Below are 20,356 nucleotides of genomic sequence, written 5' to 3' on the forward strand. Positions count from 1 at the left end.
GCTCGTCAATAACCGTAAATATGGACGAATGGTTCCTTTTCTCCGGGTTCATTGATGATCAACGCTTCCGGCCCATTGGAAGTGGAAATACTTACTTCCGCGTAGACATTTGGAAAATATTTCACAATCAGTGCTGTCAAATATTGTGTAAAGCCGATGATTTCACTTGTGCCAAAGAACTGGATGGGCACTTGAATTCTGAGTGATTGTAATTGGCCATCCTTATAAAATCCTGTTCCGATAATGTTCACAAAACTAGGGAAATAGGCGTCTACATCCTGTTTCAAACTATCGAATGCCGTATTCATATCCCTGTAGTTTTCCGTCTCGGATGATGCCGGAAATACGACGTATTTTTCGTTCACTTTTTTCCAACCCGAAGGTGCTGCTTTTCCTCTTTCCGCAACAGCCGTCGCAAAATAGGTTCCTGGATGGATGGAATTTCGGCTTTCTTGCTTAAACAAACCTACAACAATCGGGACATCCGCAAGCCCGTCCATTGCCCGCAAGCGGCGGACGACTTCCTCTGCTATTTTCATGCCTTCCTTTTCTAAGACATTATCAGGAATCCCCGTTTCCCTTCCATTTCTCGAATAGCTGATCGAATTCAGCGCGAGCCCGATTGAAATCCCATCCAATCTGAGTTTCTTATCATCGGTCATGATCAAGTAATTCTGTTCAACGATATGGGCGAGAATATTCGGCGACTGTTCCGCAACCTGTTCCTCCGTCAATCCTTCTTCTGCGGGCGGGTTCAATCCCGCCTCATCGGATGAGCTTCTAGAGAGCCAAGAGCGGGCCGTATCCCGATCGATGTACTGCCCTTCTTGAAAGTAATGCGTGCTCGGACTGAAGTTTTGAACAGATAACCGTAACAGCCCTTCTTCTGCCTCCTGCATATCATACTTCGTGTACAAATTGCTGACAATGAGGCCGCGGCTAGCACTTTTCTTGAACGGAATCAACGTCTGGTAAAATTCATCCTTCAATTTGACATCCGGAATCAGCACCGTCTCTTCTACATTTTCCTCATTTTCCTGGACGACTTCATCCTCATTCTTTCCGATGGAAGGAAGACATCCTCCGAGCAATAAAATCCCTACTAGCCCGGTGACGAGCCATACTCTTTTCATCCTCATCACTCCTCTCCGAGTGCCCCGATTAACATTTCTTCACTCCAAACCGTAATTTCGAGTTCTTCGGCTTTGGCCAATTTTGAACCGGCATCTTCCCCAGCGATGACAAGATCCGTTTTTTTGCTGACACTACCGCTCACCTTTCCACCGAGCGCCTCGATTTTCTCTTTCGCTTCATTGCGCGTCAAAATCGATAACTTCCCGGTCAGGACGACCGTCTTCCCGGCAAATGGTCCATCTGTTGGTACATCCTGTCTGGATCGGCCTTTATACGTCATATTCACCCCATAGGACTCCAATTTCTGGAGCACTTCCATCACGTCTTCATTACTGAAATAAGTGGTGATCGAATCAGCCACCTTATCCCCGATTTCGTGGATGGTCAGCAATCTTTCAACGTCTGCTTCCATCAATGCCGAGAGCGTGCCGAACTCTTCCGAAAGAATCGTTGCCGCTTTCTCCCCGACATGACGGATTCCGAGACCAAACAGCAATTTCTCCAACGAGTTCGCTTTCGAAGCTTCAATCGCAGTCAATAAATTCGAAACAGATTTCTCGCCCATCCGTTCCAATTCAATCAATTGCTCCCTCGTTAACGTATATAGATCTGACACATCATGCACGAGGTCTGCCCGGTACAACTGGTCCACTACCCGCTCGCCGATCCCTTCGATATTCATCGCGTTGCGCGAAACGAAGTGAATAATCGCTTCTTTCATCTGCGCCGGACATTGTGGATTGACACAGCGCAGTGCCACTTCGCCTTCAATCCGGATCAGCTCTGAATCACATTCCGGACAGTTGTCCGGCATGTGAAACGGTTGTTCATCACCCGTACGTTGTTCAATCAATGGCGCAACGACTTCTGGAATGATGTCCCCCGCTTTCCGGATGACGACCGTATCGCCGATTCGGACATCTTTTTCTATAATAAGATCTTCATTATGCAAAGAGGCGCGGCCGACTGTCGAACCGGCAACCCGGACAGGTTCCAAGATCGCTGTCGGGGTGACGACGCCCGTACGACCGACACTCAATTCGATATCGAGCAATTTAGTCATAACCTCTTCCGCCGGGAATTTAAAAGCGGTCGCCCATCTCGGATTCCTCGCAGTGAAACCGAGTTGCTCTTGGTCTTCGAAGTTATCGACTTTAACGACGATTCCATCGATTTCATACTCTAAATTTGAACGGTTTTCCACCCATTTCCCAATATAGTCGATCACTTCATCGATAGAAGCGCAACGTTTCCGTTCATGATTCGTTTCAAAGCCAAGTGTGTCCAGTGCATCCAAGGAGTCAGAATGGCTATCCTGTCCATAAGCACTGCCATCGCCTCCGATGCCGTAGACAAAAATGGCCAAGTTCCGGCTGGCGGCAATTTTCGGATCCAATTGGCGCAGCGAACCTGCCGCCGCATTGCGCGGATTGGCGAACGGTTCTTCACCCGCTTCATCACGGGTAGCATTTAAATGGACGAATGACTTTTTCGGCATATACGCTTCACCGCGCACCTCGATGGAAACCGGTTCGTTCAGACGCAAAGGAATCGTCCGGATCGTCTTCAGATTTGCCGTAATGTCCTCTCCGACGGTCCCGTCCCCGCGCGTTGAACCTTGGACGAAACGCCCATCCACATATTTGAGTGAAATGGCTAGACCGTCAATTTTCAACTCACAAATATAAGTCACTTGATGTCCTGTAGCGGCTTGGACACGTTTGTCAAATTCCCGCAAATCCACTTCACTGAACGCGTTTGAAAGACTGAGCATCGGAAACTCATGCACGACTTTTCCGAAACCTGTCAATATTTCTCCACCGACACGTTGTGAAGGTGAATCGGGATAGATCAGATCAGGATTTTCTGCTTCAATCGCTAGCAGTTCTTGCATTAGCTGATCGTAAACCGCGTCAGGTACAAGTGGTTTATCGAGCGAATAATACGCATGGCCATATTCATGAAGCAACTGATTCAATTCTTCCACCCGTTTTTCGAGTTCCATTCGATCCATCGACTTCTTCTCCTATCATCCTTTTTCAATCGGTGCAAATTTGGCCAGCAATCGCTTGATGCCTACCGGATCTGGAAACGCAATGTCCAGTTCCACATCCTCGCCTGCACCTTTCACACTGACGACCATGCCAGTGCCCCACTTGTTGTGTACCGCTTTGTCTCCTACTCTCCATCCCATCTTGTCCCCGCCACTGGTCTTATAGACCGGCTTTTTGACAGCAGGACGGACAGGGGCTTGATTTCGCGTCGAAGATGTTCCCCCGATTGAAAACCCGGAATGGGCGGACAGCGCTTCTGTAATGTCATCCGAAATCTCTCCGATAAAACGCGATGGGCTATTATAACTCGCACGTCCATAAAGCGTTCGGTACGATGCCGAAGTTAAGTATAATTTCTGTTCTGCACGGGTGATTCCCACATATGCTAGACGTCGCTCCTCCTCCATTTCTTCATCATCCGCCATAGAGCGGGAATGCGGGAAGACATTTTCCTCCATGCCGATGATGAAGACGACAGGGAATTCAAGCCCTTTCGCAGCATGCATCGTCATCAGGACGATTTTTTCCGCCGATTGGTTCTCTTCTTTATCAAGTGAATCAATATCTGCAATTAAAGCCAGATCCGTCAAGAACGCAACAAGTGACTTATCGCCGCTCTCCTCTTCTGCACGTTTTTCGAACGCTTCCGTAACGGAAAGGAACTCTTCGATATTTTCAAGACGGCTTTCCGCTTCGATCGTTTTTTCCCGCTGCAACATATCGCGGTAGCCTGATTTTTCAAGTACTTGTTCAACAAGCTCCGTGACCGACAAATATTCCTGCATCTGCGTAAAGCCGGCAATGAGTTCACGGAATTTCGCCACTTCATTGGCCGCTCTCGCGGTCAGCCCCATAAAGTCAACTTCCTGCAACGCATCAAAAATCGAGCGATCATGCTCGATAGCAAATGTCGCCATCTTATCGAAAGAAGTCGCCCCGATACTCCGCTTCGGTTCATTGATAATCCGCGCGAGCGCCAGGTCATCATCATTATTGGCGATCAATCGTAAATAGGCCAATAAGTCTTTGATTTCTTTTCGGTCATAGAACTTTGTTCCGCCGACAATCGTATAGTCCAAATTCGATTTCACAAGGTATTCCTCAATCACCCGTGATTGGGCATTCGTCCGATATAAAATGGCAAATTGATCGAGTTTCAAGTTTTCCTGCTCTTTCAACTCAATGATTTTACCGACGACAAACTGCGATTCATCTTTTTCATCACTTGCTTTGTACACGCGAATAGGTTCGCCTTCTTCATTATCAGTTCGCAGTTTTTTATCATAGCGGCTTTTGTTATTCATAATGACGTCATTTGCCGCCTGTAAGATGCGCTTCGTGGAGCGGTAGTTCTGTTCAAGCATGATCATCTCAGCATCTTTATAATCCTTTTCAAAAGAGAGGATATTGCCGATATCTGCGCCGCGCCAACGATAGATCGATTGGTCAGAGTCACCGACGACACAGATGTTCTTGAACTTGTCCGCCAACATTTTGACAAGACGATATTGGCAATTATTAGTATCTTGATATTCATCAACGTGGATATATTGGAATTTGTTTTGATAAAATTCGAGGACTTCCGGGACGCGTTCGAATAAGGTCAATGTCATCATGATCAGATCGTCAAAATCGAGTGAATGGTTTTTGCGTAATCGTTTAGCATAGCCATCGTAAACGTCCGCAACCGTCTTTTCATAGGGATTGAAAGAATTGATCTGTCCGCGGAATGCTTCCGCATCGATGCACTCGTTTTTCGCAGAACTAATCGCATTGAGCATAGAGCGTGGATCATATTGTTTGGGATCCAAGTTTAAGTCTTTCAAGACGTTTTTAATGACCGTCAATTGGTCGGCTGTATCAAGAATCGAAAAAGTTTTCGAAATGCCAATCCGATCGATATCACGACGCAAGATACGGACACACATCGAGTGGAATGTGGACACCCACATCCGCTCTCCCGTACCTGGTCCAAGCAATCCATCAATCCGTTCGCGCATTTCACGAGCCGCCTTATTCGTAAACGTGATCGCCAAGATCTTAGATGGATACACGTTTTTTTCCACGACTAAATAAGCGATCCGATGGGTGAGAACGCGCGTCTTGCCGGAACCTGCCCCCGCCATGATCAACAGCGGTCCTTCCGTCTTCTTCACCGCACGCGCTTGCTCAGGGTTCATACCTGCCAACAAGCCTTCTGCAATTGTATTCATATTTTACCGCCTTTCAGAACGTTTGTTCTTCTATTATACATGAATTTATCGTTGACGGGAAACCGATTTGACTGCTTCAACAGTGGAAAGTGCAGCTTTCAAATCTGTGTAAATAATATTGCCAATAATAACTGTATCCGCAAGAGCCGCCATCGTTTTCGCCTCTTCCGCATTCGTGATGCCTCCGCCATAAAAGAGACGTGTATTCTCCAGTATGCGTGATGCCGCTTCCACCACTTCAGCATCGCCATATGTACCGCTATATTCCATATAAAATACCGGTAATTTAAATAGATGCTCGGCCATACGTGCATACGCGATGACATCCTCTTCGTCCGGTACGGTTTCCACGCCGGTCATTTTCGCCGCTGTGCAATCCGGATTCAGAATGCAATAGCCTTCTGCAACCACTTCATCCCAATTCATCATATGGCCATATTCACGCAACGCCGCATGATGCAGCCCATTGATAAATTCCACTTGTGTCGAGTTCAATACCGTCGGGATGAAATAGTAGTCGAAACCGGGCGTCACGGATTCAACTGTCGATACTTCCAGCGCAACCGGAACAGAGTAACGCCGCACCCTGACGAGCAATTCGAGCACATTATCGAGTGTGACACCATCCGATCCACCGACGATCAAACCATCCGTTCCCGATTCCGCAAGCTTTTCCAGTTCATCATCTGTCACCGTTTTTGCTGGATCTAATTTAAAGGCATGACGCCATGTTGTATAGTCCATGTTCAACCACCTAATCTCATATTGTACGTTCACCTAGTATACCAAAAAAACCGGACGAGTTCTTTCCTCGCCCGGTGCTTCGATCATTCAGTTTTGCCTTCCGACTCTTTCTCTTCCGGATACAATCGGTCCAGTACGATATTGTATCCGCCCGAACCGTAATCGACACAACGGCGGACTCTTGAAATGGTCGCGGTGCTGGCGCCCGTCTCATGTTGGATCGTATCGTACGTCTTCCGCTGTTTCAGCATTTGCGCCACTTCCAGACGTTGTGTCAGCGACTGCAATTCACTGATGGTACAAAGATCATCAAAAAATTTATAGCATTCATCGAGGTCTTTCAATTCGAGTATCGCCTTAAAAAGCTGTTCCGTCTGATGACCACGGATTTTATCGATTTGCATATCCTTTCCCACTCTCTGAATGTTTTCTTATGGCATGAATGTCACAGATTGGTCCATCCCCGGCTTTGTTGAGACAACATGGATCCATGTTTTCCCCGGTACAAGTTTCGCTGGGGCACCGTTTTCCATCGGCATTAGAAGTCCGTCCTTATTTTCCCATTCAATGGCTTTGACGATCCCTGCTTGAAACAGCATCCCTTTGCCACCTGTCTCCAAATCGACGGACTGTCTTCCTTCATTATCGATTGTACGATGCGCTGTTTCGAATATAAGGATGTTGGATAACTCCACTGGGGCATCATTCACTTTATCGATTGTCACAACATCATTCACAGTCCGATCGTATGTCCCATTGAGCACATCGTATGAATAATTGCTTGTAAACTTCGGATCCGCACTGTAACTAACCGTAATCGTAGAGGCTTGATCTCCTATTTTAGCATCTTCGATCGATTCATGGAAAGAAAATGGTGATGCCTGATCCATTTCCATCGTGGAATCAGTCTTCTCCGCTCCCGCTAAAATGTTTTCCCCTGATATATAGGAATTATGCGGCGCACGTCGGTCTTTCGAGCGCCAGAAAAGCGTGCCGTCATACTGCATGCCATTCACATTATCCACAAAATTGCTTTGCAACAACTGTTGTGCATCCGGACTATAGCCATGCGCCACGTAAAAAGCATCCAAACCTTTGGCCATATGAACAAAATAATCCCGGGCGCTGCGCACAGGACCAATTTCTTCTGGTAACTCACTTTGGAATAAAGCCAATAGTCTAGTGACATTTCCTTCTGCTAATAATTCATAAACAATATCCGCATCACTGATGCCAGATTGTGGTCTCGCAAGTGGATGATTGTTAATCGTCACTAGAACAGGACGACGAGTCATTTCTTCTTCCGATTGAATGCCTGTAAAAGGGGCTGCATAGCGTGTTACCGGCTCGTCTTCTTGTACGATGTCTTCCTCCTCTAGCGGTCCTGTTACGGGTTCCTTTACCTGCTCGTCCTTTGAACATGCCGTTACTAGCAGCATGGCGATGGCCATCATGAATAGCCACCCTTTCATTTTCTGTTCCATTTAGTCCTCCTATCTTTCCTTTACGGGAATCAGTACTTCGTTTTTCATCACATCATAAATACCTAACGGTGTAATACGTACATATGGCAAATGCGTCGTTTGCAAAAACTGTAATGAAAAGATTGCATCCCCATATTTGAATCCTCGGTCCACCAATGCTTTTTTCAGTTCCAATTCTTGTGCCATCAATAAGTCCATCGGTTCCTTCGAAAAGCCGCCTCCGATGATAAGCGGCAATGTTTGGATGATTTCCCCATTCTCTACGAGCGCCATCCCGCCTCCGATCCGCTTGACTTCTTCGAAAGCACGGACCATCTCTTGCTTGTCCTTACCGAGCAACAGAATATCCCCTGTATTCGAATACGTGGAAGCAAAACCTTGGACGTCCGTTGCAAATCCTTTGATCACCGTATTGACATGCCATTTCCCATGTCGGTCAATGAGCATCAGAAAGCTTTCATCATGCCCATTCTCCAATTGAGCGGCTGTCGTATCCCGTGTAATCTGAAATGGCTTCGTGATGACGTCGTTCACCATTTCGATCCCGATTGGTTGATCGAATCGTAAATCAGATTCCTTTAGCTCAAAATCCGGAGCAAACACGCCAAAATCAGACCAATTAATGGAAGGGAACGGTTCTGCCAGTCTTCCTTCACGTTTCACCCATTCACCTTTAGACAACACATCCGTTGGTACGGGATGATCAGCATCATCCAAAATATTGAGTGATGCATAGCGCCCTGTCGCAATCAAGCCGTGCAGATCCGTCATATTGTAATAACGCGCAATGTTATAAGTGACCATTTGATAAGCATCAATCGGTTCCACCCCCGCATCAAGCGCAATGCGGATACATTTGTCCATCACACCGTCGATGTAAAATGACGGCGAGGAACCGTCTGTCGTCATCATAAGATGATCGAATACATCCAACTCCTTCTCCACTAGGGCTTTCAACAAATCGGGAAGATCCGGCCGGATGGACGAATGGCGAAGCGTCACTCCATACCCATGTAAAAGCCTTGTCTCCACTTCTTCGATGGTCATCGCTTCATGGTCGCCGTCCACTCCAAGAAGGCGCATACGAGCAAGCGTCCGTTCAGAGGCTCCCGGGAAATGGCCTTCTATTTTCTTGCCTTCCGCTTTTACGGCCTGAAGAAAAGAAAACATATCCGGATCGCCGTTCATCAACCGAGGCCATCCCGTCAATTCGCCCCCTAACAAGACATCTGGCCGACCCGCCCATCGTCGGATTGAATCAACATTAAATAACGTCGCTTCATTTTCCGTAGCCGTCTGTGAATCAAATCGCCCCCACCAATAAAATGAAAAAGGCAACGTGCTCAATTCGTCCATGATCGAAAAAGACGTTATGTCATCAAGGGTCAGGAAAAAAGCAAGGTTGTCCGAAATCATCGTAGTCGTCCCGCGCTCCGCTGCATAATTCGCAAATGTCCGAGGGTTGTACAATTGAAAAGGATGCGCATGCGGTTCAATATAACCCGGTACAATCTTTTTCCCTGATGCATCGAAAATTTCCGCACCTTCTGTAACAGCGGGCATGGCCTGTCCAACATAGACAATCCGATCCCCTGAAATCCAAATGTTACCCTTCATCCACTTTTTATAAATAGAATGCAAGTAATCCGCATTTGTAATGATGATATCCGGCGATTTTTCACCTTCGATAATCGCCAGCTGCCCTTTTATTTCACTATGCCCCCACATGAAATCCCCTCTCTCCTCTACTCACTAGTATACTATTTATCGTAGCATAGCATTCATGAAATACATAGAGAGTTGGAAATTTCCGAGGGGACGTTATGTAGTTGTTGGTGAGCGTTTCTTTAACCAAAACAACAAAATTCCTAGATGAAAAGGTTTTTCCAAGTTTTGAGCGAAACAATTACAGATACTACTTAATTGATGGGATTTGATCACATGGCAGACAAAATGGAATTCAATGAAGAGATGGCGACGGAATACGATAAAGGTGTGCGTCGAACGTTACCTACTTACGATTCGATGTTCAGGCTTGTGCAGACGTATCTTCGGGCGCATACGGCACAGCAAGCCCATGTGCTTGTCGTCGGAGCTGGCGGTGGCAATGAACTCGCATTGCTCGGTCCAACAAACCCTGAGTGGTCTTTCACCGCTGTCGACCCTGCGCCGCCAATGCTCGATATCGCACGTAACAAGGCAGCTGCTGTAAAGATGGAAAGTCGTGTAGAATATATCGAAGGTACAGTCGAGAAAGTGAGCGCGGAAAGTTTGTATGATGCTGCCACTTGTATGCTCGTCCTGCATTTCATTGCAGACATACAGGAAAAACTCCGACAACTGAAAGCCATTTGCCAGCGCTTAAAGCCGGGTGCACCGTTTGTGATGGCGACGATGTATGGAAATCCGGACGATCCGGCATTCGATGAACTAGTCGCACTTTGGAAAGCTTATTGGCTTGATTCGACAAGTTTAACACAACAAGAAATGGATGAAATGGAGACAACGGTCCGCGCCCTGTCCTTCATTCCCGAAGAGGAAATTGTCCGTTTACTCAGTGAGGCTGGCTTCGGCAAAATCGCTAAATTCTTCACGACCAATATGTTCGGCGGATGGATCTGCCAAGCGAAATGAAAAATGATCGTCCCGCTCCTCATCAGGAGTCGGGGCTTTTTGATTGGATCCTGCTTCACAAGGTTACTTGTATCATTTCCTCAAATTCCGGCAACGCTAAAAACAAACCTTTTCGATGCTTCACTTGAATGGAGAGTTACAAATGAATGAAAAAAAAGCCCCTCCTTTTTTCGATGGCTTGGCGGAACAATTCAAATCATCCGATGATCTCATTCAAACACCTTTGCAAATAAATGGCCAATCGGCTTTCCTTTTCTATTTGAAAACGGTAGTGGATGGAAATACGCTCCAACAAACAGTGATCAAACCCTTTTTTGAAATGTCCTCTGAGGAAGGCTTTACATCTTATATCCAATCTTTACCGAATCGAATCGAAATGCCAAATATAGATGAACTGCTTATTTTATTAAGCGCGGGATCTGTTCTGATTGCAATTGCGGACAATATTTTCTTATTAGATATCCGCCTTGTGAGTAATAAAGAAGTCCAGGATACCGTGATGGAACCAACCGTTCATGGGCCTCAAAAAGGATTAAGTGAAGATATTGAAGTGACGATCAATTTGATCAGGCAACGGTATCATAAACCTTCTTTAAAAATTGAATCCATCCTGTCGAATGACGATTCCAACCGGGCAATCGCCTTGCTCTATGATCATGACCGAGTCGATCCGGATATGTTGAAAAAAGTCAAGGAGCGGCTTGATGAACTCTGTACGCCGTTATTCCAATCAGCTGGTGATCTCCAACATTTTCTGAACAAGGGTACATTCACGCTATTCCCTTCAACATTGATCACAGAACGACCGGACCGCATCGTCTACAATTTGAATAACGGTAAAGTGATTATCGTCATTGACGGAAGCCCGGATGTCATCATTGTACCTGTCATTTTTTTTGATTTCATGTCTTCAATGGAAGATAATTACCACGTCTTCAGTGTAACGACATTTACAATCCTTTTGAGATATATCGGTTTGTTCGTATGTATTTTGCTCCCTAGCCTGTATGTGACAGTGACATCGTATAACCCGGATATTTTGAGATTGGAACTTGCGCTCACCGTTGCGGGTGGCAGAATCGGTGTCCCTTATCCATCATTTATAGAAGTATTTTTTATGTTATTCTTCGTGGAATTATTAACGGAAGCAAGCATGCGATTGCCGAAAGCTGTCAGTTCTACCGCGACCACTGTTGGTGGTCTCATCCTGGGGACAGCGGCAACAGAAGCGGCACTTACTTCAAATATCATGGTCATCGTCATTTCAGCAGTCGCCATTTCCACGTTTGTCATTCCTATCAACGAGATGAGTTTTGCCATACGAGTTATTCGGCTTATGTTGCTTGTTTACTCGGCTTTGTTTGGGATGGTCGGTTTATTGGTCGGGTTCATAGGCTTAATTATGATTTTGGTAAGTAAAGAAAGTTTAGGCGTACCTTATTTACGGATTCCATGGATTAGTAAAAACGAGGAATTGAGGATGGATAAACGATGAGCCGTTTCCTATTCTACTTGATTTTGGTGAATATGCTGACAAACATGGTTGCCCTCACGCCAAGGATACTAATCGCCGGAAACAATAGTGGAACCGTCCTTGCGCTTGTTCTTGCCCTGCCGGTCGGAATGATATTGACCTACATGATCATTTCCTTATTTAGCCGTTTCCCTGGGCAAGACTTGCCCGAAATCTTGAAGCTGCACGCACCCAAATGGATTGCAACACCCGTGCTTCTTTTTTTCGCTCTTTGCTGGTATCTTGCGGGGCTCTCAACACTAATCATCTATACATTTATTATTTTTCGTTATCTGACGCCTGAAATGTCCATCTATACAATCGTCCTGACTTTTGTTTTTGTTGTCACATACGGAATTCTGATGACGACAAGAAACATTTTATATATGAGTGAAATTGTTATTCTTATTGTAGTTCCTTTTATTATCTTCATCCAAATAAAGGGTTTTCTCAGCCCTAGCCTGAAATGGGATTATATACGGATAGCCGTCATGCATATTAATCATTTGCCGGATTATACGGCTTTCAGCACCTCGCTCTTTATTGTCATTGGGGCAGCCAATTTAATAATTTTCAATCGATATTTCACGAAATTGAAAAAACCGTCACGAAAAGGTATGGCCTTGCTTACAGTAGTTTGTACATTTATCCTTTTCACTACTTATTTCCTTCCAATTGGCTTTGGGGGATTTGACTCCCTAAAAAATGTTTTGTACCCATGGATAATGACGAGCGATTCCATCCGTATGAAATTTGGAGTAATTGAAAGAATTGTCTTTATATTCATCGGCGCCTACTTGGCCCTCAGTGTCATCAGCATGACGATACATTGGCATGTTTCCATCCAGTTGCTTTCCAGCATATTTCATTTCAAACGATTAAAGTGGAAAACGTATAATTTAACAATTCCTTTTTTTGTCGTTTGCTTTTGGATTGTCGCGATGTTCTCGACAGCAATGATGACTGTCGATAGTTTGTATAAATCAGTCGAAGTGTTTGATAAATACTTTTTGCCGATTCTTCTATTTTTGCTGATCGGTAGTCTTCTGTTGGCAAAGAAAAAGGGGGCATCCAATTGTCCGGAACTCAAAAAATGATAAAGGGCTTTTTCTCTATCACTATGCTGATCGCCCTCCTTTTACAATCCGGATGCGCCTTTAAAGACATTGACAAACGGATTTTTGTATTGGGAATCGGCATAGATCCTTCCGAAACAGTGGAAGACGGTTTCAGGGTGACATTGAAGCTGGCCAAGCCAGCCGGTGAAGTCAAGGCAGAGGCTGCCCAGGGTTTTACGTATTTAGCCCACGATTCTAAATCGATTGCAGAAGCCATTCATGAAATGGAAACACATGTTGATAAAAAATTGGAGATGGCACATAATCGGAGTATCATTCTAAACAAGGAATTGCTTTCTAAGGATTTGGATACATTCATGGATTATTTTACAAGACGTGCAGATATCCAAATGATTGCTTACATTGCCGTAGCTGAAAAGACTGCCGAGGAGACAGTTTCCTTTGCACCGGACACTGAACCACCCGCAACGATCGCGCTATATAACTTTTTCGATAATACCGGAACGGAAAGCCCGTATGTCATCACTACTTTCCTATTCGAATTCAGAAGAGAGGTATTAAGTAAAGGGATCGATACGATTTTACCCATCATCGATTTCAATGAGGAACAAAAACATTTTATCGTTAATAAATCGATCATTCTCAAACAGGAAGAGAAACCAGTTGAATTGACGCCAGTTCAAACAAAGTATGTTAATTCACTGATCAACAATGTATCCGAATTCTCTTATGAAATTAAAGAAAATGATTTGACCTTGGTATTGAGCATCGAAAAAGTCACAATGAAATATCAGATTATCCTTGACGAAGGCGAGACGCCACGGATTGATATGAAAATCAAAAAGGTCGGTGTCATTAGCGAATCTAATGAACGTTTAAACAACTCAGATTTGAAGAAGTACAATAAAATAGTGGCTGACGATATAAAAAAGAAAGTCATGGAGTTATTAACTACCCTCCAAGAAAATAACGTGGATCCATTCGGATTCGGCTTGCGTTATCGCGCGACGAGATTGTCGCACGAGGACATAATAGAAGATTGGAATCGCATTTATCCTGAAATTGAGTTTAATGTCACAATGGATATTGATCTGAAAAGTACAGGAGCAATTGAATAAGGAAACAAAACTCATCGTTGCAGTATAATGATCCTAAAATCCCCGCTCCGTTATGGAGCAGGGGATTTTAGGATCAACTATTTTTAACATCTTTCGGGGTCGTAAAAAATACGGATAGCATGGATAGGATACAAAGTATGACGCAAACCCCTAACCCAACCATCGCGGCAAGGCTCGGATTATGGCTAACCGACAATGCACCAAAAACACTCGCGCAAACTGCGATTCCAATAGAACCACCGAGCGTGCTCGCCATTTTGTAAATGCCCGTCGCAACCCCCGCCTTGTCAGCCGGTGAATTGGCCACGGCCGTATCTGTCGAAGGCGTCGCATACAGACCAAGGCCGATTCCAAACAAAATGAAACCGATGATCACTGCGATGGTGTAAGGCATATCGTCCAAAAATGTAAACGCCATGAGCAAGACGCCGATACTCGTCACTAACGGTCCGATCATCATCGGCTTTCTCGCCCCTATTTTCCGGATCAGCTTTTCTCCGATCCGGATCGTTACCAAAATACAAACCAGATAACCGATGGACAAAAGCCCCGACTGAAATGACGTAAAGCCTCTCGCCATTTGGAGATAGGTATTGATGATGATCAAAGACCCGGCCACCATGTTCAATAAAAAGTTCGATAATGTTGCTCCTGAGTAGGCGCGATTTTTGAAGATGGAGAAATCGATAAAACTATTGTCTCCTTTTTTGAAACCGTTTCGAAAGAAGAATATCGCTGATACCACAAAGAGGAGAAGCAAAGAGAGAGTAATCTTGCTGAACCAACCGAATGACCCACCCCGCGTAATGACGAGATTTAAGCTGAGCATCGCTAAAACAAAAGGGATCAGGCCGATGGTATCAAATTTCTTACTAGAGGCCACCGTCTTCGTCTCAGGGGTACCTTTTAATAATAAAAGAGAAAGGATAGCAACCGCGATCGAAAATACAAAAATCCATCTCCAGCCCAACGATGTAGCAATGGCTCCTCCGGCCAACGAACAGATGCCTGTCCCTCCCCAAGAACCGATCGCCCAGAAACTCAATGCACGTTGACGGGCTGCACCGTCATAATACGCTTTGACAATCGACAGCGTTGCAGGCATGACGCAAGCTGCGGAAAACCCTTGAATGACTCTTGCCGTTATGAACAGCAACGTATTTGTTGCGAGGATGAGAAGCAACGATCCAGCAATGCTCAAAATCAATCCTATGACCGTTAACCTTACCGCTCCGAAACGATCGACAAAGCCTCCCGCAACGACTACGAAAATCCCCGAAAAAAGGGCTGTCAGGCTAATTCCAATGCCGATCGTACTGACATCGATGCCCAAGTCCTGCTGGATAGCCGGCACCGTATTCAACAGCGCCTGCGCAAACAACCAATATGTAATGATCCCTAATACGAGACCCACTATTAATTTATCATTACCTTTATATGTACCTTCCATCTGTACACTCCATCTAGTTTGACTTTCTTACATTTATCAATTACGCCTTGGCGTTATTGCGTCCAGATTTTGAATAGCGAATCGAACAGCAAAGGTTTCGATTTGCCGTATTTCTGCGTTTTTTTTGCAGAAATTAAGGCACTTAGATATGCTCAATTAATTCCCTTCAAAATCTGTGACATCCGCCGGAGGCTTAACTTGAATGAGCAAATCTTTTTGTACTAAAAGCGAAGCGTCAGCTACAGAATATTTGACCTACCTCTAATATTTATGCATCTTGACATTCATTCCGTCACTTAAGGAAAAGGGAACTTCTGCTGATTCAAGTTAAAAAAAAGACCGGACCTTGGATGATGAATCTATCCAAGATCCGGGATAATGTTCAAGCAACTTTATTCAAACGTACGCCAGCCGATGTCCTGTCTATAGAAGAATCCATTCCATTCCAGTTGGGACAAGCCTTTATAAACCTGACCTTGTGCTTCTTTCAGTGAGTCCGCTTTCGCAGCAACGAGGATGACGCGACCGCCATTTCCTACAAAGCCGGCGCCAGTCGATTTCGTCCCTGCATGGAACACGTCCAGCCCTTGTGTCGGAAGGATATCGAGGTCAGGCAATGCCGTTCCTTTTACTACATCTCCCGGATAACCGTCTGCTGCAATGACGACCCCCAACATCGCTTCGTCATGCCATTGAAGGTCATACGATTTGCGATCCATAAGCGCTGCCATGAATGCACCGAAATCGGATGCCATACGTGGCAAGACGACTTGCGTTTCAGGATCGCCAAAACGTGCATTGAACTCAATCACTTTCGGTCCATCTTCCGTTAAAATAAGACCTGCATATAGAATTCCTGTAAACGGCGTCCCTTCCGCTGTCATCGCTTCGACAGTCGGAACGACCACTTTATCATACGCTTCTTGCACAACGCTGTCCGAAATTTGCGGAACTGGTGAATACGCACCCATGCCGCCTGTATTCGGCCCTTTATCACCATCGAACGCACGCTTATGGTCTTGCGCGATGACCATCGGGTAAATCTGACCGTCATGCACAAACGACATATAAGAAAATTCTTCCCCATCCAAGAATTCCTCGATGACAACACGTGATGAAGATTCACCAAATTTCTGATTGCCGATCATATCATCGACCGCTTCCAATGCTTCGTCCAACGTCATTGCGACAATGACGCCTTTCCCAGCCGCAAGCCCGTCCGCTTTGACGACAATCGGTGCACCGTTTTCACGGATAAAAGCTTTCGCTTCCTCCGCGTCTGTGAACGTTCCATACGCTGCAGTCGGGATATTGTATTTCGCCATCAGCTCTTTCGCAAACGATTTACTGCCTTCAATTTGCGCCGCCGCTTTTGTCGGACCGAATGCTTTCAATCCATGCTCTGCGAAGAAGTCGACAATCCCTTCCGCAAGCGGTTGTTCAGGACCGACAAAAGTCAGATCCACTTCATTTTCTTTCGCAAATGAAACAAGCGCTTCGAAATCCAATGCATCAATTTGTACACACTCCGCATCGTTTTTCATGCCATCATTGCCTGGCGCGACAAAAACTTTCTGAACGGAAGGGGAGTTCTTGAACTGTCTGGCAATCGCATGCTCGCGGCCACCGCTCCCGATAACGAGTATATTCAACGATAATCCTCCTTAGTGTTTGAAATGACGGACACCTGTGAACACCATAGCGATGCCGTATTCGTTTGCTTTTTTTATGGAATCCTCATCTTTGACAGATCCGCCTGGTTGGATGATGGCTGTGATGCCTGCTTTCGCAGCCGCTTCAACTGTATCGTCCATCGGGAAAAATGCGTCTGATGCAAGTGCTGCTCCGTTTGCACGTTCGCCCGCTTGTGTCAATGCGATATTCGCTGCACCAACGCGGTTCATCTGCCCTGCACCGACTCCGAGTGTCATACGATCATCCGAAACGACAATCGCATTCGATTTCACGTGCTTCACAACGGCCCAGCCAAGTTTCAGTGCTTCCCATTCCGCTTCTGTCGGTTCACGATCCGTTGCAACACGGATATCGGCATCCGCAAAGCCGTGCGTATCCGGTTCCTGCATTAAAAGTCCGCCTTCTACAGACACTGTATTCCATTTGTCTTTTTTGTTTTGATCAAACGAAATCGTAAGTAAACGGATATTTTTCTTCTGCGTTAAGATTTCAACCGCTTCTGCTGTAAAGGAAGGCGCGATGACAATTTCCAAGAAGATTCCCGATAGTTTTTCGGCAGTGGACGCATCCACTTCACGGTTCAAGGCGATAATGCCACCGAAAATGGATACCGGGTCAGCTTCATACGCTTTATTGAACGCATCGAAAATCGTTTCTCCTGTGCCAACGCCACATGGGTTCATATGCTTCACTGCGACTGCTGCTGGCCCCTCGAATTCCTTGACGATTTGAATCGCTGCATTCGCATCTTGGATATTATTATAAGAAAGCTCTTTGCCGTGCAATTGTTCAGCATAGGCGATCGAGAAATCCGAGCCGAGTGGACGGCTATAAAATGCCGCTTTCTGATGCGGGTTTTCACCGTAACGGAGCGGTTGTTTCAACTCATATGTATAAGTCACCTGCTCCGGGAACTCTTCGCCTGCAAGATCAGTCAAGTAGCCTGAAATGAGCGCATCGTACGCAGCTGTATGGCGGAATACTTTAGCCGCTAAACGTCTGCGTGTTTCCAATGTCGTTTGGCCATCTGTCTTCAACTCTTCTAATACTTGCGCATAATCCGCCGCGTCGACAATGACCGTGACATACGCATGGTTTTTCGCAGATGCACGCAGCATCGCCGGTCCGCCGATGTCGATGTTTTCGATCGCATCATCCGTTGTCACATCCGGTTTAGAAATCGTTTCTTTGAACGGATACAAATTAACACAAACGATGTCGATCGGTTGAATGCCATGCTCTTCCATTTGCGCCTGATGTGTCGGGTCATCTTGTTTCGCAAGAAGTCCACCGTGAATCATCGGATTGAGCGTTTTTACACGCCCCTCCATAATTTCCGGGAAGCCTGTTACGGCATCGACAGCTGTGACAGCTACGCCATTATCCGCGAGATGCTTCATTGTTCCGCCTGTAGACAGCAGTTCATAGCCAAGCCCTTCCAACTCTTTCGCAAACTCCAAAATACCACTTTTGTCTGACACGCTTAGCAGTGCACGTTTTTTCACGAGTAATATCCTCCATTTTTGTAATAAATAAAGTCGGCAAAAATGTTCACCGACTTGAACTTATATTTTCATTATGTAACCACTGAAGCTACTTTCAGCGTAGCGATTAGCAAAATAGTTTATTCAATGCATCTTTATAGAGTTCATGTTCAACCGCATGAATCGCTTCCGCAGTCTTTTCAACGTCTCCATCGATGACATCAACCGCTCGCTGTGCAAGAATCGGGCCGGTATCCATCCCTTCATCAACGAGATGAACCGTAACCCCCGTCACTTTCACACCATGCCCCATCGCTTGTCCAATGGCATCTTTCCCAGGGAAAGATGGCAACAAAGACGGATGAATGTTTATGATTTTGGAAGGGTATGCTTTCAATAACGTCTGACCCACAAGGCGCATATAGCCTGCGAGAATCAACCATTCCGCTTCAGACTCACGAAGCGCAGCAAGAATGACTTCCTCATACGCCTCTTTCGTCTCGTAATCTTTCGGTCTGACTGCCGCAATCGGGATATTCGCTTTTCGAGCACGTTCGACAACGAACGCTTCTGGCTTGTTCGTCACCATGAGGACAATTTCGGCGTTTAGCTCCCCTTTTTCACATGCTTCCGCTAATGCGCCGAAATTACTGCCGCTTCCGGATGCGAAAACGGCAATTTTCATTTTACGAGTCATTTTGCAAGGCTCCCGTCATGTTCGCCTGTAAATGTGACCCCTTCACCTGCTGTAACGCGACCGATTTTGTATGCTTTTTCACCATGTTGCTCAGCGATCTCAATTGCACGATCCGCTTGTTCAGCCGGAAGTGCTACGACAAAGCCGACGCCCATATTGAAGACGCTATACAAATCTTTATCCGACAATTTTCCTTTTTCCTTCAGCATTTGGAATACTGGAAGGACCGGCCATGCGCCAAGGTCGATTTCCGTTCCAAAACCGTCCGCCAACATACGCGGCAAGTTTTCGAAGAATCCGCCACCCGTAATATGCCCCATTGAGTGGATATCCAATTCTTCATGCATTTGAAGGACAGGTTTCGCATAGATTTTTGTCGGTTCAAGAAGAGCCTGACCGACCGTTCCAAGTTCTTCATACCCTTCGATGACACCATCGATTGCATAACCGTTCTCTTCAAGAACGATTTTACGAACAAGCGAATAGCCGTTAGAGTGAATGCCGCTTGATGCGATCCCAACAAGCACATCGCCTTCAGCCACTTTTTCACCTGTCACAATACGACTTTTTTCGCAAGCACCTACTGCAAAACCGGCAAGATCGTATTCATCGATCTCATACAATCCAGGCATTTCCGCCGTTTCTCCACCGATTAACGCTGCCCCTGACTGGACACATCCATCGGCAATTCCTTTGACAATCGCTTCTACCTTTTCAGGTACTGCTTTCCCGAGTGCGATGTAGTCTAGGAAGTAAAGCGGTTCTGCCCCTTGCGCCACAATATCATTGACACACATAGCGACACAGTCAATTCCGATCGTATCGTGCTTATCTGCCATGAATGCCAGTTTCAATTTCGTCCCGACACCGTCTGTCCCTGAAATCAGGACCGGCTCTTTATATTCCAATGCTGAAAGGTCGAACATGCCGCCAAAGCCACCGAACGTTCCTGCAACACCCTTACGTGCAGTACGTGCCACATGTGATTTCATCCGTTCAACCGACTCATAGCCAGCCTCGATATTGACTCCCGCTCTTTCATATGCCTTAGACATGC

At 45.8% G+C, this 20,356-nt stretch carries 16 protein-coding genes; 4 read left to right on the plus strand and 12 right to left on the minus strand.

What is annotated here, in order from left to right; genetic code table 11:
- Positions 1 to 5: 5 nt before the first annotated feature.
- The 7 genes from ACFPRA_RS24655 to ACFPRA_RS24685 all read right to left on the minus strand — a co-directional run bounded on the left by ACFPRA_RS24655 (position 6) and on the right by ACFPRA_RS24685 (position 9,357).
- Entirely contained in the window at positions 6 to 1,133 is a 1,128-nt protein-coding gene (locus ACFPRA_RS24655) for a CamS family sex pheromone protein (RefSeq protein ID WP_381440712.1), read from the minus strand.
- Positions 1,134 to 1,138: 5 nt separating this feature from the next.
- Positions 1,139 to 3,148, minus strand: a complete 2,010-nt coding sequence (gene ligA / locus ACFPRA_RS24660; RefSeq protein WP_381440714.1) for an NAD-dependent DNA ligase LigA — start codon at positions 3,146 to 3,148, stop codon at positions 1,139 to 1,141.
- Between the two features lie 15 nt (positions 3,149 to 3,163).
- Positions 3,164 to 5,401 (minus strand): DNA helicase PcrA, encoded by a 2,238-nt coding sequence (pcrA, locus tag ACFPRA_RS24665; RefSeq protein WP_381440716.1) that lies wholly within the window; start codon positions 5,399 to 5,401, stop codon positions 3,164 to 3,166.
- 45 nt (positions 5,402 to 5,446) lie between these two features.
- Positions 5,447 to 6,145: a heptaprenylglyceryl phosphate synthase gene (gene pcrB / locus ACFPRA_RS24670; protein WP_381440720.1), complete on the minus strand. Its 699-nt coding sequence runs from the start codon at positions 6,143 to 6,145 to the stop codon at positions 5,447 to 5,449.
- A gap of 83 nt (positions 6,146 to 6,228) precedes the next feature.
- Complete coding sequence (locus ACFPRA_RS24675; protein WP_381440723.1) at positions 6,229 to 6,549, minus strand: YerC/YecD family TrpR-related protein; 321 nt, start codon at positions 6,547 to 6,549, stop codon at positions 6,229 to 6,231.
- Between the two features lie 27 nt (positions 6,550 to 6,576).
- Complete coding sequence (locus ACFPRA_RS24680; RefSeq protein WP_381440725.1) at positions 6,577 to 7,629, minus strand: DUF3048 domain-containing protein; 1,053 nt, start codon at positions 7,627 to 7,629, stop codon at positions 6,577 to 6,579.
- A 9-nt stretch (positions 7,630 to 7,638) separates the two neighbouring features.
- Positions 7,639 to 9,357 carry an adenine deaminase C-terminal domain-containing protein gene (locus ACFPRA_RS24685; RefSeq protein ID WP_381440727.1) on the minus strand — a complete coding sequence of 573 codons (1,719 nt, stop codon included), beginning with the start codon at positions 9,355 to 9,357 and terminating at the stop codon, positions 7,639 to 7,641.
- A 213-nt stretch (positions 9,358 to 9,570) separates the two neighbouring features.
- Here ACFPRA_RS24685 and ACFPRA_RS24690 point away from each other — a divergent pair, with 213 nt between their 5' ends.
- The 4 genes from ACFPRA_RS24690 to ACFPRA_RS24705 all read left to right on the plus strand — a co-directional run bounded on the left by ACFPRA_RS24690 (position 9,571) and on the right by ACFPRA_RS24705 (position 13,973).
- On the plus strand, positions 9,571 to 10,263 hold the full coding sequence (locus tag ACFPRA_RS24690; protein ID WP_381440729.1) for a class I SAM-dependent methyltransferase: 693 nt from the start codon (positions 9,571 to 9,573) through the stop codon (positions 10,261 to 10,263).
- 142 nt (positions 10,264 to 10,405) lie between these two features.
- Positions 10,406 to 11,758 carry a spore germination protein gene (locus ACFPRA_RS24695; RefSeq protein ID WP_381440732.1) on the plus strand — a complete coding sequence of 451 codons (1,353 nt, stop codon included), beginning with the start codon at positions 10,406 to 10,408 and terminating at the stop codon, positions 11,756 to 11,758.
- Positions 11,755 to 12,873, plus strand: a complete 1,119-nt coding sequence (locus ACFPRA_RS24700) for a GerAB/ArcD/ProY family transporter (protein ID WP_381440734.1) — start codon at positions 11,755 to 11,757, stop codon at positions 12,871 to 12,873. Before ACFPRA_RS24695 ends, ACFPRA_RS24700 begins: the two co-directional genes overlap by 4 nt.
- Complete coding sequence (locus ACFPRA_RS24705) at positions 12,852 to 13,973, plus strand: Ger(x)C family spore germination protein (protein WP_381440736.1); 1,122 nt, start codon at positions 12,852 to 12,854, stop codon at positions 13,971 to 13,973. The genes ACFPRA_RS24700 and ACFPRA_RS24705 overlap by 22 nt, the downstream gene beginning before the upstream one ends.
- Before the next feature lie 73 nt (positions 13,974 to 14,046).
- Here ACFPRA_RS24705 and ACFPRA_RS24710 read toward each other — a convergent pair whose 3' ends face one another.
- The 5 genes from ACFPRA_RS24710 to purM all read right to left on the minus strand — a co-directional run bounded on the left by ACFPRA_RS24710 (position 14,047) and on the right by purM (position 20,354).
- The gene (locus tag ACFPRA_RS24710) at positions 14,047 to 15,423 is read right to left on the minus strand and encodes an MFS transporter (protein ID WP_381440738.1); all 1,377 of its coding nucleotides are present in this window, start codon (positions 15,421 to 15,423) and stop codon (positions 14,047 to 14,049) included.
- Between the two features lie 392 nt (positions 15,424 to 15,815).
- Positions 15,816 to 17,075: a phosphoribosylamine--glycine ligase gene (purD, locus tag ACFPRA_RS24715; protein WP_381440741.1), complete on the minus strand. Its 1,260-nt coding sequence runs from the start codon at positions 17,073 to 17,075 to the stop codon at positions 15,816 to 15,818.
- Positions 17,076 to 17,087: 12 nt separating this feature from the next.
- A complete protein-coding gene (gene purH, locus ACFPRA_RS24720) occupies positions 17,088 to 18,623 on the minus strand; it encodes a bifunctional phosphoribosylaminoimidazolecarboxamide formyltransferase/IMP cyclohydrolase (protein ID WP_381440743.1) in 1,536 nt (511 codons plus the stop codon).
- 106 nt (positions 18,624 to 18,729) lie between these two features.
- On the minus strand, positions 18,730 to 19,299 hold the full coding sequence (purN, locus tag ACFPRA_RS24725; protein ID WP_381440745.1) for a phosphoribosylglycinamide formyltransferase: 570 nt from the start codon (positions 19,297 to 19,299) through the stop codon (positions 18,730 to 18,732).
- Positions 19,296 to 20,354 (minus strand): phosphoribosylformylglycinamidine cyclo-ligase, encoded by a 1,059-nt coding sequence (gene purM, locus ACFPRA_RS24730; protein WP_381440748.1) that lies wholly within the window; start codon positions 20,352 to 20,354, stop codon positions 19,296 to 19,298. The genes purN and purM overlap by 4 nt, the downstream gene beginning before the upstream one ends.
- Between the last annotated feature and the right edge of the window lie 2 nt (positions 20,355 to 20,356).

Origin of the sequence: Sporosarcina soli, assembly GCF_042655805.1 — a bacterium.
GTDB lineage: Bacteria > Bacillota > Bacilli > Bacillales_A > Planococcaceae > Sporosarcina > Sporosarcina soli.